Consider the following 13,373-nt stretch of genomic DNA (forward strand, 5'->3'; position numbering starts at 1 on the left):
AAGATAAGAGGTTTAACTATTTTGATAGAATTTATGCATGTTTATAAATCTTATGATAAAAATTATATTTTAAGGGATTTATCCTTCAATATATATAAAGGAGAATTTGTCTTTATAACCGGACCGTCAGGCGCAGGCAAAACTACCACTATGAAGATGGTAATTGCTATGGAAAAACCGACGCACGGTCAAATTAATGTTTTTAATGAGGATATTTCCGCCATTCATCCTAAACAAATTCCTTTTTTAAGGAGAAAAATCGGATTTGTTTTTCAGGATTTCAAACTTCTCATTAACAGAACCGTTTTTCAGAATGTGGCGCTTGGACTTGAAATTTCCGGAGTTTCAGGTTCTATTATTGCTAAAAACGTTACAGAAATTCTAAAAGCCGTTGAATTATACCAGAAGAAAGACGAATATCCGCTGAGTCTTTCAGGCGGCGAGCAGCAAAGGGTTGCTATAGCAAGAGCCCTTGTGCAGAATCCGTCTGTGCTTATTGCGGATGAGCCTACCGGCAACCTTGACTTCGAGACGGCATCAATTATAATAGATATATTAAAATCGTTCAATAATAAAGGAACGACAATGATAATAGCAACGCATGATAAAACTTTAATTGAATTAGGAAGGGCAAGGGTAATTGATATCACAAAAAATTAATTATTTAAATAATTATATCAAAATAGCGTTTTTGAATATTAAATCAAATATCGCAGGGAATATCTTTGCCTTAAGCATAATGTCATTTTCTTTTTTTATTATGCTTTTTTTTATGCTCAGCTATATTAATATTTATAATTATATGCTTTCATTCGAAAAAAATAATACCATGATAATTTTTTTAAAAAATTTAGAAAATACGCACAGTAATGGAGCAAATCTCACTAATAGAATAACGGCAGCTAATATTATAAATAAAATAAAAAAATTTAAAGGCGTGAAAAAAGTTAAGTACTATTCCAATAAATTATCATACAAATTTATGCTCAAACACACGCCTAATATAAAAACTATCTTAGCTAAGATTAAACCGTCGTATTTTCCCCGTATTATTAAAATATATTTTAAACCGAATTATATAAGCAAAATATATCTGTCTAATATATATCTGCGTTTAAAATCTATGAGGCATATAAAATTTGTTTATTACAGCAAACTTATGGAAGATAAAATAAATCAATTTGTTTTTTTCACTAAAATGATCGGATTTATTGTTTTGCTGTTTTTATTTATCTCGTCCGTTTTTGTTTCTTACAGCGCCATTAAACTTATTATATTAAGAAAACAAAACGATATTGAAATATTAAAACTGATAGGCGCTACGAATAATTATATAAAAATTCCGATGTATATAGAAAGCGCTATGGGTTCGGTGATAGCGTTTATTTTATCGCTGATTTTGCTATCCGCTATATTTAATATCTTTATATATTATAAATTTAATAAATTTCTTTCTTTCTTTAAAATTAATATTATATTTTTGAACGGCTTTGATGTTCTTATTATTTTTTTTATTGCCTTACTGTCCGGTTTTTTGGGAACTTATTTTTCATCAAGAAAATTTTTCTAACTTATTAAAAAATGCAATTAAAAAGACTCAAAAGAATTTTATTTATAGCCGTATTTTTTATACTGTTTACAGGGACGGCAAAATCTGCGGCGTTCGCATCTCCGTTTATTAAGCATAGGCATATATTTTATGAAAGTTCATCATCGATAATTAATAAATTAAAATTATATAAATTATCGTTAAATAGACTTTACAAAGATTTAGAAAAAAAGAAAAAAGAATCAAATAAATTAAATCATAAAATTAAATATACGGATATAATATTAAAAAAATTGAAAAAAAAAATTAAAAATTCAGGTTTTATCGTTACGCGGCTTTTGAAAGATATTTTTGTAATAAACGAAGAAAGAGATGCCGATATAATAAACTTATCCGATAAAAATAGCAATTATGTCATTTCTAATTATATTCTAAAAAATTTGCTTAACCATGAAGAATACAGATTGAAGAAATTGATAAACCGCGATAAAAAATTTGCTAAAATTAATAAAGAAATAGTTTTTGAAAGAAAGAAGCTTAAAAAAGAAATAGACGGTCTATCCGAATCAAAATTAAAATTAAAAAAAATTATTGCGGATTCGCAAAATTATATAAATAATATTAATAGAATGAAAACTGAAGAATCTCGCACAAATAATAAAAACAGTAGATTTTTGAGAAAGAAAGTTATAAAATTGATTCATAAAATCAAAAATAAGATAAAAAGCAAAAGCCATCATGATATAAAATTTATTGTTATAAAATAAATTTATAGGGATAATGTTATAAAATAAATTCATAGAGATAAGAATAAAAATAAGAATCGTAAAATAAAAATAAAATTATAAATAAAAGTTGTAATTATCAGTATTGGTATATGGAGGAATTTAATTGAAAAATAAAAATATTTTGCTGTTTTTCTTTCTTGCTGCGATATTGCCGTTAATATTTCCTGTAAGTTCTGATGCGGCAGGCAATGTTAATACTATTAAAACAAAAACATATATAAAAAATGCCGCTTCAGCAAAAACACCGCAGCATTATCTGAAAAAAGCAGATATATCTGCAGATGCTTTAAAGAATATCAGACTGTTTTCTAAAGTCTATACCTTAATAGAAAAGAATTATGTTAAAAATGAAAATTCTAAAAAATTAATTTACGGTGCAATAGAAGGCATGGTGGCAACATTAGACCCGCACACCTATTTTTTAACTAAAAGCGAATTCAGACAAATGAAAGAGGAAACTACCGGAGAATTTGTCGGAATAGGAATAAAAATTTCATCAAGAAATAATCATATAGTAATTATTTCTCCTATCGACGGTACGCCGGCTTACAAAGCAGGTATCAAGTCAGGGGATATTATAGAAAAAATTAACGGAATATCGACTTTCAAAATGGGTATTATGAAAGCGGTTAAACTGCTTCAGGGTAAGCCCGGCACTAAAGTCAACCTTTTAATCATGAGAAAAGGTTTTAAAAAACCTAAAACATTTATAATAGAAAGGAAACGTATTTTGTTAAAAAGCGTAAAATATATGGTTATGCCTGACCATATAGGTTATGTGAGGATTTCAAGTTTTCAGGCTCACACTAACAGTCAGCTGTTAAATGCGCTTAGCATATTAAATAAAAAAGAACACGGACTTAAAGGCTTAATAATTGATTTAAGGAATAACCCCGGAGGTTTATTAAATCAAGCTGTCAAAGTCTGCAGCGATTTTATTAGTAAAGGCGTAATAGTTTACACTAAAGGCAGAATTAAATCTCAGGATGAAACATATTATGCTCTGCAGCAGCATTTACAGCCGGATTATCCTATAGCGGTGCTTGTTAATGCTGGAACTGCAAGCGCTGCGGAGATTACATCCGGAAGTCTTCAGGCTCATAAAAGGGCTGTCGTCATAGGAACAAAAACATTCGGAAAGGGTTCCGTACAAACAGTTTATCACTTGCCTGAGGGTACCGGCATGGGTTTGACTACGGCTTTTTATTTTCTTCCGAATCATGTTTCTATTCAAAATACCGGAGTTACTCCTAACTTTATCGTTCATTCATCTAAAGATTTTATATTTGTAAAACCTTTGCCAAAATTAAGGGAAATTGATTTAAGGCACCATTTTAAAAATCCGGAAAGTCTGAAAATCAAAAAGGAAATAAAGCAGAATGCATTGCCGGTGTATTTTAAAAAAGACAATCAGCTAAAGTTTGCTTATGAACTTTTAAAAAGCTGGAATACTTTAAAGAATTATTAATCTTGATATAAGAATTTTAATGAGAGGGCTTATAATTTTTTTTATTAAACTCTACAGAAATATAATATTAGCCGAATGAAAAAATCTTGTTAAGCCAAGTTTTATCATTGCGGATAATATAACTTAGTCCAACTTAGTCCTCATAAATAACATTAATATATGTTCAACGATTATAAAAAAAAAGTAATAGTAGCCTTAGATTTTAATAATATTGAAGACGCCAAAACTTTAATAGGCAAACTTGAAGGAGAAGCTTATATTTACAAAATTGGACTGGAACTTTTTTTAAATTGCGGCAATGAAATTCTGGTATTTCTAAAAAAATCAGGGTATAAAATTTTTTTGGATTTAAAATTTTACGATATTCCGAATACAGTATATAATGCGGTAAAATCAGCCGGATTGTTAGGTGCGGATATAATAAACGTGCATGCTTCCGGCGGAATAGAAATGATGAAAGCGGCAAAAAAAGGTCTATCTGAAGCTCAGGAAACGGCAGGCAAAAAAATTGAACTTTTTGCCGTTACTGTTCTGACCAGTTTTTCTTCAGAAGATATAAAAGAAGTTTTTGATTTTCATGACAATTCTGCTCATAACGGATATCCGGAAAATATAGCCGAAAGTATTGCGCTGCATCTCGCAGGTCTTGCCGAAAAATCCGGTCTTGACGGCGTCGTCTGTTCTCCTCTTGAATCTCTGAGCATTAAAAAAATGTTTGGGGAAGATTTTAAAACAATAACCCCGGGCATCAGGCTAAAAGAAAATAATATAAAAAAACAAAACGCTTTAGGAAAAGAAAATGCTGTAAAAAACCGGCATGATGACCAGAAAAGAATAATGACCCCGTCTGAAGCCTTTAGAAATAAAGCGGATTATATTGTCGTCGGCAGACCGATTACTCATGCTCCTGAACCGCTCGCGTCGCTTAAGAATATTTACAGGGAAATTGAAATCGGCTGACATATTTTAGAAAAGCTATCGCGTTATTTCTTTATATATATCATATCCGAGGATATTCAATGATATATTCAATAATATATTTAAACCGTTTGTTTAAATATATTATTATTCTTAATTGTGAACATAAGCACAACAAACAACTCCTTGCCTTATATTTCCATTGCCAGGGCAATGTGTTCTACGACAATTTTCGATAAATTGAATAAATTTGATTAAATTAAATAAATTAAATAAAATAAATAATGTTATTACTATAAGGATGATATGGAACTTAAAATATATGGGACGAACACAATAAAAGAAGCTATCAATTCAGGCAATTTAGTTTCAGATATTTTTATTAGTGAAAAAAAGCATAAAAATGGTCATATAGACAATGCTCTTTTTAGACTTATAAAAGAACACGAACTAAATATGACCGTCAAAAATGAGCAGTTTTTTATGAAAGAATTTGGAAGCGAAGCATTAATAAAAGGAATTGCAGCAGTTGCAGATTATAATGAAATTTTTTTTGAAGACGTAATCGCCAAAAATGCAGGAAAAGCTGATGTGTTTTATGTAATATTAGACGATATTAACGATCCGCAAAATTTAGGTTCAATAATCAGAACTGCAAATTGTGTCGGGGCGGACTGTATTATTCTGCCTAAATCCAACTCTGTTTTTATAACCTCCGCCGTAGCCAATGTTTCTCAGGGCGCTGTTTTTTATTCAGATGTCGTAAGGGTTCCGAACATTGCCAGAACTATAGAAAATCTCAAAGATATGGGCATCTGGGTTATAGGACTTTCAGGCGAAGCGGAAGAAGATATATATTCTTTCAAATTTGATATTCCCGTTGCTATTGTTGTAGGTTCTGAAGGCAAAGGACTGAGAAGGCTTACTCAGGAAAGGTGCGAGAAAATATTAAGCATTCCGATGGCGGGAAGCATAAATTCGCTTAATGCTTCAGTCAGTTTTGCCGTTTCTGCGTACGAAATTTTCAGACAGCGGAGTATATCAAAAAAAACTTGACAAGAATAAATTAGTATTGTATGCTTAGTATAATATTTATTTATCTAAGTGTTTAGATAAAAATCTAATTTTAACGTATTACAGTTTGTATTGTAAATTGTATCAGAAACAAATTGTAAAAGAAGTAAGGAGAAGTGTATTATGAAGTGCCAAGGAAAAGTTAAGTGGTTTAATGACAGCAAAGGATTTGGATTTATTGAACAAGAAAACGGACAGGATGTTTTTGTTCATTATTCCGCAATTACACAGGATGGTTTTAAAACCTTAACTGAAGGTCAGAGAGTGGAATTTGAAATCACTAATGGAGCAAAAGGACCTCAGGCTGTTAATGTTTCTAAGGTCTAAGTTATTTATTGCCCTTAAGTTTCTTTTAAGTTACTCAAGAAGCCTTGTAAAAATTGATAAGCGATATTATTTATTTCATTCAATTCAAAAAATCATTGATTTAAAATTATATGCAATGAATGTAAATGTATAGTTTAATTTAAAGGCGAAATTTTAGTTGTCGGTCAATCCATTTTACCCCAGTAAATTAAATTTATTGGGGTTTTTTATTTTAAGCTATTTTTTTGATATATAAATAATTATATTATTATATTAAAAATTTATGACAATAAAATAATAATTATGTTAACTATAATATAAATAGAAATAATTAGATAAAAATCTTATTATTCGGCAGTATCAAATCGGGAGGAGAATAATTGCTATATCAAGAAAAGATGAGAAATATTGCGGTAGTAGCGCATGTTGATCACGGTAAAACAACTTTGATAGATAAAATGCTTAAGGAAAGTTCCACGAGCAGAGATTCGCAAATGATGCCGGAAAGGGCTATGGACAGCGATGACCTTGAAAAAGAACGCGGCATTACAATTTTATCTAAGTGCACAGGTTTAAATTACAAAAATTATAAAATAAATATAGTAGATACGCCGGGACACGGTGACTTTGGAAGTGAAGTAGAGCGCGTTCTCGCAATGGTTGACGGGGTACTTCTTCTTGTAGATGCGTTTGACGGTCCCATGCCGCAGACAAGATTTATTTTAAAAAAATGTTTTGAATATAACTTAAAAGTAGTGCTTGTTATTAACAAAATTGACAGACCCGGCGCAAGACCTAAAGAAGTCCTCGATATGGTCTATGAGCTTTTTATGGAACTTGGAGGCGAAGACGTCAACTTAGATTTTCCGGTTATATATGCTTCCGCTAAAGAAGGTTATGCTACTGCAGACCTTGAAGAAAATATTGAAGAAGTCAGAAAAAACGGTCTTACGGCTTTATTTGAGGCTATCGTAAATTCTTTGCCGCATCCTGCTATATTAAATAAAACAGATTTAGAATTTCTTGTTACCAGCATAGGACACGACGATTTTTTAGGCGCTACGGCTATCGGAATAGTCAAATCCGGTAAATTAAAATCTAACGACCAGATTTATTTATATAATATAAATGAAGAGTTGGTGAAAACAAGACCAAATAAAATGTTTGTATTCGAGGGTCTTACAAAAATAGAAACGGACGAGATTCAGGAAGGAGACATCGCTCTGGTTGCCGGCGTTACCGGTGTGAAAGCCGGTGATTATTTAGTTAAAGAAAAGCCTGTTAATCCGCTGCAAAGAATAAAAATAGACGAGCCGGTTATACTTGTTAACTTTATTGTCAATAAAAGTCCTTTTGCCGGTAAAGAGGGCAAGATGGTTACTACAAGACAATTGAGAGAGCGTCTTCATAAAGAAATTCTTAACAATGTAGGATTAAAAGTTGCCGATACAAGCGATGAAACCGTTTTTGACGTGTACGGAAGAGGGCTGCTGCATCTGTCTATTCTAATTGAAAAAATGAGGAGAGAAGGTTTTGAATTTGCTATTTCCAAACCGAGGGGAGTTATAAAAGAGATAGACGGCAAAAAGATGGAACCTTATGAACTTTTATATATTACCATAAAGGATGAATTTACAGGTCCTATTCTGGAAAGATTGTCCGGAATGAAGGGGCAGCTGCTTGATATGACAAAAGATGATAAAGGTATGACCTACCTTGAGTTTAAAATACCTTCAAGAGGTATAATGGGTTTTCATAATGAATTCCTTACTATGACTAAGGGTACCGGTACGATGCATCATAATTTTTATAATTTTGAAGAATACGCTTTTGATATTTCGCCAAGGAAAAACGGGGTTATGATTTCAATGGAAACAGCGGAAGCTAATTCTTACGGTCTTTACAATCTGCAGGATAGAGGCAGTCTGTTTGTGAATCCGCAGGATGAAGTCTACGAAGGCATGATTATAGGACAGCATTCTAAACCGGGCGATATTACTGTTAATCCATGTAAGAAAAAACAGCTGACCAATATGCGTTCTAAGGCTTCCGATGAAATGATAGCTTTAACTCCGCCTATTAAATTATCAATAGAATATGCGCTTGAGTTTATAGAAGACGACGAGTTGATTGAATTTACGCCAAAATCTATAAGATTGCGCAAAATACTGTTAACCGAAAGCGATAGAAAGAAAGGCAAAAGTTCGAAGTCCGGCGGCAAATAAAATAAATATAATTTTATTATTAATTTAAATATTATGAGAATAAAAGTTTGCGCAATTCAGATGTCGCCATCACCAGATATTGATAAGTCTATGGATAAAGCTCTTTCTTTTTTGTCTATGGCTGCAAAAAATGGTGCGAACATCGTATGTTTTCCGGAGCTTTTTCTTAACACATGGTTTGTTCAATCTAAAGAAAACGGAAAAGCGGAAGAAAATTGTAAACTTGCAGAACAGCTTGACGGCAAAACAATAAATATTATGCGGGAATATGCCTGCAGGTATAGGATGGTTATAATAGTTCCTTTTTTTGAAACTCATAACGGTTTATATTTTAACAGCGCTGCCGTTATTGACGGCAGCGGTGAAATTTTAGGTGTTTATAGAAAGATATATTTACCCGAAATATCTAATTATTATGAAAAATCATATTTTTCTAACGGCACTGAAATACCGGTTTTCAAAACGGAGTTTGCTACAATCGGTATTCAGATGTGCTGGGACAATTTTTATCCGGAGATATCCAGAACGCTTGCTCTTAAAGGGGCAAATATAATTTTTGCTCCTACGGCATCGGCGTTTAACACAAACAGCAAATGGTTTTTGAGTATTTCTGCCAATGCTTTCGTAAATGGTGTTTACATAGTCAGGGTTAACAGGGTTGGAAAAGACGGCGGATTGGATTTTTACGGAAAGTCTTTCTGTTCCGCGCCGGACGGTTCCCTTGTTGACGATTTTGCAGGATTAAACGAATGTGTACTTATTTATAATATTGATACATATGAGATTGAAAGGGCAAGAAAAGTGTGGCCTTTCCTTGAAAACAGAATAAGCGGAATTTACAATGTCCTGTAAGGAATAAATAAATGTATTTTTTTCTATAAAATAAATTTGAGCGGTGCAGTTGTATTTATTATACTTATTGCATTATTTATATGAATGTTATAAATATTATCAATTTAAAAGATATATATTATAAGAAAAATGATATTGATGAGATAAAAAATAGGGATTTATTTAATTATATTATAGACGAAGTGTTCAGCATTCATCTTGAAGCATCTAAAACAAATTGGAACAGAAAATTATTTGAAGATGAATTAAAAAAAGAAAATTCTGATTTTCTGCTATCCTATTTTAACAACAACGGTTTAAAAGAATTTAATATAAATTCGCAGATAACAGGTTTTATAATTTTTTATACCGTATTAGACGAAATGCATATTTTGGATATAACGGTATCTAAGACAATGCAGTCCCGAGGCATAGGAAGCTATCTGCTAAATTACGCTATTTATAAATTTGCCGATAAAAATATTAAATTTATATTCTTAGAAGTTAGAATTTCTAATTTAAGAGCCGCAAATTTATATAAAAAACTGGGTTTTAAAACATTTATGGTCAGAAAAAATTATTATGACGGCGATCAAAAAGAAGATGCTTTATGTATGGTCAAAGAATTGAACGGCTAAAATGTTTATGAAAACAAAAAAAATAATAAACGGAAATTGTGAGGTAACCGTAAATTTAAAAATTAAAGATACGGAAAATACATACCTTTTAAGAATTAAAAATAATTTCATACCGCAAAATTTTATTCCCGGACAATTTGCAATGGTCAAACATAATCCCGGGTATTCCGACCCTTTGCTGGCGCGACCGTTTTCAATTTTCAGGAGATTCAATGAAAATGAATTCGAAATTTTATACAGGGTTTGCGGCAAGGGCACGGATTTATTAAGCAATATTAAAAAAGGAGATTATGTTTCCGTAACAGGACCGTTAGGTAACGGATTCAATACGTTGTCTGATTTTCAAGGATTGCAGAACGATAGCGGCGCAAAAATTGTTAAAAATATACATGTTCTAATAGCCGGCGGTATAGGAATAGCGCCATTATTTTCTTTGCCCGATTTTATAAAAAATAAAGAAAGAAAAGTCAATGAGTCAACGCTAAATCCTTTAGTTATAGATGGTGCGGACGATGATGAATTTATTTTATATTACGGCAGCAAAACTGAAAAAGAATTGTATTTCAGATACAGTATTCATTCGGATTACGATGAGGTTTATTTTGCGACGGACGACGGTTCTTTTGGATATAAAGGCAACATAGTTGACCTTTTGTTCAGGAATATAAATGATTACCGTAAGCAAAATGAAAAATCTGCAGAGCAGTTAAATGTAAATTTTTACGCTTGCGGACCAAAACCTATGCTTTCGTATTTAATTAATAAATTTGAAGTGTATAACAAGTTAAATATGCCAAACTCAAACAAGGATATGTTAAATAAATATGCTATTCAAGTTTCGCTTGAAGAACATTTTGCATGCGGGATAGGGGTGTGCCTTGGATGTGTCGTCAAAATAAATTCTGATAATTCCGATAATTTTGTTTTTAAAAGGGTATGCAAAGACGGACCTGTTTTCAATGCGTCTGAACTGCATAATTATTGTTAAGCGTTAATTATTCTGAGTTATTATATAGTACGCGCGTAGTGTGTGTGCGTAGTGTGCGCGTGTGCGGTTGCGGTGTATGACGCGAAACATTTATTTCGCTTGTTAATTGTTGCTTGCCAATTGCCAGTTAGAACGATTTTTGCAATTTTAGTATTTATTAATATTCGGTAGACAATGGAAGAAAAAAATTCAAAAGATATCAGCATGTCCGTTAAATTAGGCAGATTGTTTCTTAAATATCCGGTAATGCCGGCATCGGGAACATTCGGGTACGGAGAGGAATTTAGTGAAATTACCGATTATTCTCTTTTCGGAGCTTTAGTTACTAAGGGTATATCTTTAGAGCCGTCCAAAGGCAATGAAATGCCGCGCATATGCGAAACTCCGTGCGGATTAATCAATTCAATCGGTCTTGAAAATGTCGGTTTTGAAAAATTCAAAGATGAAAAAATTGATTTTTTGAAAAAATTTAATATGCCGGTAATTGTAAATTTTTTTGGCAGAAGCATTGAAGATTACGCTGTTATGGCTGAAAAACTGTCATGCATTGACGGGATATCGGCGATAGAAGCCAATATATCCTGTCCCAACGTAAAAGAAGGAGGCAGGGCTTTCGGAACCGACCCTGAAATTGTTTATGAAATTGTAGCATCAATAAAAAATTATTCAGACCTCCCCCTAATAGTTAAACTAACCCCGTTAGTCAGCGATATTGCATTGATTGCGGAGGTTGCCGAAAAAGCCGGAGCGGACGTTATTTCATTAGTAAATACTTTTCCCGCTGCAAGCATAGATATAAATAAAAGAAAATTTAAATTAAGCAGAGGATACGGAGGACTTTCCGGACCGGCAATTAAACCGATAGCGGTTAAATTAGTCAACGATGTTTACAAAGCTGTCAGAATTCCGGTAATAGGCATGGGCGGCATAAGCTCGTGGGAAGATGCCGTAGAGTTTTTTATGGCAGGGGCTACATCGGTTGCCGTAGGAACGGGTGCGTTTAACAATCCTTATCTTATCCCCCAAATAACTTCCGGTATTAAAAAATTTCTGCAGGAAAATAATTTTAGCAGTATTTATGATATAATAGGCATAGTTAATAATTAATTGATAATTAATTAATAATTGTATAAATTTTATCTGACAAATTTAATGCTATAAATTCAGTTTTAAGAAGCGCTGAGAATCTTCGCCTTTTTATCGGGAGAGATGTGCATTTCAACATTCTGCGCAACGTGCAGCGCAGACATCACTGGCAGCGCAAAAATAGATATATTAATAAAATTATCGGTTTATTTATGAATATTCTATATATAATAAAAGAAAATTTGCCTGATACATTGCAAGATATTATAAATTCTCACGTTGAAGACGGCAATCAAATATATATTGCATTATTAAATTATAAAAAATATAATCTAACTAATAGGCATAGTAATCCTCGAAATATAAATATAAATAAAAACATAAATAAAAATAATATAGATACAGCAGGCATAAAAAATGAGAATAATACCGATGCAAGAGGTCGCGATAAAGAAATAGACAGTGACGCCGGCTGCTCGGTAGATAGCAGTATTTTATTGTTCAATATTATTAAAACATCTAAAACAGCTAAGTTTATAACTTACGACGGGCTTGTTGAACTTATTTTTATTAGCGATAAAATTATAAGCTGGTAAAAAATACTGATTAGTTCAAAGTTTTAAGTTCAAAGTGCTGAATTTTTGCTCTAAATTCTAAATTCTAAATCTAATCTGCTTTAGTTTTTCTTTTTAATTAAAATCGGAGGTGCAAAAATATGGATTACGGAATGAAAAACAGGCTTAGCCGCATTATCAGTCCAAAAGATAATAAAACGGTTATGCTTGCCATTGACCATGGTTATTTTATGGGACCGACCGGAGGACTTGAAGAACCTGATAAGACAATTTCGCCCCTTATACCTTTTGCCGATTCTCTCATGCTTACAAGGGGTATTTTAAGAACGAAAATTAGCCCTGAGTTTAATACTCCGATTGTTTTAAGAGTTAGCGGCGGTACCAGTATTTTAAAAGAAGATTTATCCGATGAAGATATTTCAGTATCTATGGAGGATGCCGTAAGGCTCAATGTCAGCGCAGTTGCGCTGTCTATTTTTGTTGGTTCGGCGCATGAAAAACAGTCTATAATAAATCTTTCTAAATTAGTAGATAAAGGCTATAAATACGGTATTCCAGTTCTTGCCGTAACGGCGGTAGGAAGAGATATGAATAGAGATTCCCGCTATCTGTCGCTGGCATGCAGGATTGCTGCCGAAACAGGCGCTAATATCGTTAAAACCTATTATTGCGATAATTTTGAAGAAGTTATACGAACTTGTCCTGTACCTGTCGTTGTTGCAGGCGGCAAGAAAACAACGGAACAGGAAGCTTTACAGCTTGCTTATAATGCCGTTAGCAAAGGAGCTTCAGGCGTCGATATGGGCAGAAATATATTTCAATCTGAAAAGCCTTTGTCTATGATAAAAGCCGTAAAAAGCGTTGTTCATGACGGCTCAGATCCAAAAAACGCTTTTATCGGATATTCTAAATAAATTAATATAAATT

At 32.5% G+C, this 13,373-nt stretch carries 14 protein-coding genes; all 14 read left to right on the plus strand.

Annotation, left to right across the window (positions count from 1 at the left end; translation table 11 throughout):
• Window positions 1-21: 21 nt before the first annotated feature.
• Window positions 22-660 carry a cell division ATP-binding protein FtsE gene (gene ftsE / locus EVJ46_06730; GenBank protein RZD15887.1) on the plus strand — a complete coding sequence of 213 codons (639 nt, stop codon included), beginning with the start codon at window positions 22-24 and terminating at the stop codon, window positions 658-660.
• Window positions 641-1,570, plus strand: coding sequence for an FtsX-like permease family protein (locus tag EVJ46_06735; GenBank protein RZD15888.1), 930 nt, complete (start codon window positions 641-643; stop codon window positions 1,568-1,570). Before ftsE ends, EVJ46_06735 begins: the two co-directional genes overlap by 20 nt.
• A gap of 11 nt (window positions 1,571-1,581) precedes the next feature.
• Window positions 1,582-2,316, plus strand: coding sequence for a hypothetical protein (locus EVJ46_06740; protein RZD15889.1), 735 nt, complete (start codon window positions 1,582-1,584; stop codon window positions 2,314-2,316).
• Window positions 2,317-2,440: 124 nt separating this feature from the next.
• Window positions 2,441-3,805, plus strand: a complete 1,365-nt coding sequence (locus EVJ46_06745) for a S41 family peptidase (GenBank protein RZD15890.1) — start codon at window positions 2,441-2,443, stop codon at window positions 3,803-3,805.
• A gap of 159 nt (window positions 3,806-3,964) precedes the next feature.
• Window positions 3,965-4,765, plus strand: a complete 801-nt coding sequence (locus EVJ46_06750; GenBank protein ID RZD15891.1) for an orotidine-5'-phosphate decarboxylase — start codon at window positions 3,965-3,967, stop codon at window positions 4,763-4,765.
• A gap of 264 nt (window positions 4,766-5,029) precedes the next feature.
• Complete coding sequence (rlmB, locus tag EVJ46_06755) at window positions 5,030-5,779, plus strand: 23S rRNA (guanosine(2251)-2'-O)-methyltransferase RlmB (protein ID RZD15892.1); 750 nt, start codon at window positions 5,030-5,032, stop codon at window positions 5,777-5,779.
• A 141-nt stretch (window positions 5,780-5,920) separates the two neighbouring features.
• Window positions 5,921-6,124, plus strand: coding sequence for a cold-shock protein (locus tag EVJ46_06760; protein ID RZD15893.1), 204 nt, complete (start codon window positions 5,921-5,923; stop codon window positions 6,122-6,124).
• Window positions 6,125-6,501: 377 nt separating this feature from the next.
• Complete coding sequence (typA, locus tag EVJ46_06765; GenBank protein RZD16231.1) at window positions 6,502-8,328, plus strand: translational GTPase TypA; 1,827 nt, start codon at window positions 6,502-6,504, stop codon at window positions 8,326-8,328.
• A 33-nt stretch (window positions 8,329-8,361) separates the two neighbouring features.
• Complete coding sequence (locus EVJ46_06770; GenBank protein ID RZD15894.1) at window positions 8,362-9,180, plus strand: acyltransferase; 819 nt, start codon at window positions 8,362-8,364, stop codon at window positions 9,178-9,180.
• An 80-nt stretch (window positions 9,181-9,260) separates the two neighbouring features.
• Window positions 9,261-9,797, plus strand: coding sequence for a ribosomal-protein-alanine N-acetyltransferase (gene rimI / locus EVJ46_06775; GenBank protein ID RZD15895.1), 537 nt, complete (start codon window positions 9,261-9,263; stop codon window positions 9,795-9,797).
• A 1-nt stretch (window position 9,798) separates the two neighbouring features.
• Window positions 9,799-10,785 carry a dihydroorotate dehydrogenase electron transfer subunit gene (locus EVJ46_06780; GenBank protein ID RZD15896.1) on the plus strand — a complete coding sequence of 329 codons (987 nt, stop codon included), beginning with the start codon at window positions 9,799-9,801 and terminating at the stop codon, window positions 10,783-10,785.
• Window positions 10,786-10,959: 174 nt separating this feature from the next.
• Entirely contained in the window at window positions 10,960-11,892 is a 933-nt protein-coding gene (locus tag EVJ46_06785) for a dihydroorotate dehydrogenase (GenBank protein ID RZD15897.1), read from the plus strand.
• A gap of 191 nt (window positions 11,893-12,083) precedes the next feature.
• Complete coding sequence (locus tag EVJ46_06790) at window positions 12,084-12,467, plus strand: hypothetical protein (protein ID RZD15898.1); 384 nt, start codon at window positions 12,084-12,086, stop codon at window positions 12,465-12,467.
• A gap of 119 nt (window positions 12,468-12,586) precedes the next feature.
• Window positions 12,587-13,360, plus strand: a complete 774-nt coding sequence (locus tag EVJ46_06795) for a 3-hydroxy-5-phosphonooxypentane-2,4-dione thiolase (protein ID RZD15899.1) — start codon at window positions 12,587-12,589, stop codon at window positions 13,358-13,360.
• Window positions 13,361-13,373 lie beyond the last annotated feature (13 nt).

Source organism: Candidatus Acididesulfobacter guangdongensis (assembly GCA_004195045.1).
Classification (GTDB): Bacteria; SZUA-79; SZUA-79; order Acidulodesulfobacterales; family Acidulodesulfobacteraceae; genus Acididesulfobacter; species Acididesulfobacter guangdongensis.

Coding starts and splice junctions, on each gene's coding strand:
- EVJ46_06740 (RZD15889.1), top strand. CDS start 1,582: ATGCAATTAAAAAGACTCAAAAGAATTTTATTTATAGCCGTATTTTTT.
- EVJ46_06750 (RZD15891.1), top strand. CDS start 3,965: ATGTTCAACGATTATAAAAAAAAAGTAATAGTAGCCTTAGATTTTAAT.
- rlmB (RZD15892.1), top strand. CDS start 5,030: ATGGAACTTAAAATATATGGGACGAACACAATAAAAGAAGCTATCAAT.
- EVJ46_06760 (RZD15893.1), top strand. CDS start 5,921: ATGAAGTGCCAAGGAAAAGTTAAGTGGTTTAATGACAGCAAAGGATTT.
- typA (RZD16231.1), top strand. CDS start 6,502: ATGAGAAATATTGCGGTAGTAGCGCATGTTGATCACGGTAAAACAACT.
- EVJ46_06770 (RZD15894.1), top strand. CDS start 8,362: ATGAGAATAAAAGTTTGCGCAATTCAGATGTCGCCATCACCAGATATT.
- rimI (RZD15895.1), top strand. CDS start 9,261: ATGAATGTTATAAATATTATCAATTTAAAAGATATATATTATAAGAAA.
- EVJ46_06780 (RZD15896.1), top strand. CDS start 9,799: ATGTTTATGAAAACAAAAAAAATAATAAACGGAAATTGTGAGGTAACC.
- EVJ46_06785 (RZD15897.1), top strand. CDS start 10,960: ATGGAAGAAAAAAATTCAAAAGATATCAGCATGTCCGTTAAATTAGGC.
- EVJ46_06790 (RZD15898.1), top strand. CDS start 12,084: ATGAATATTCTATATATAATAAAAGAAAATTTGCCTGATACATTGCAA.
- EVJ46_06795 (RZD15899.1), top strand. CDS start 12,587: ATGGATTACGGAATGAAAAACAGGCTTAGCCGCATTATCAGTCCAAAA.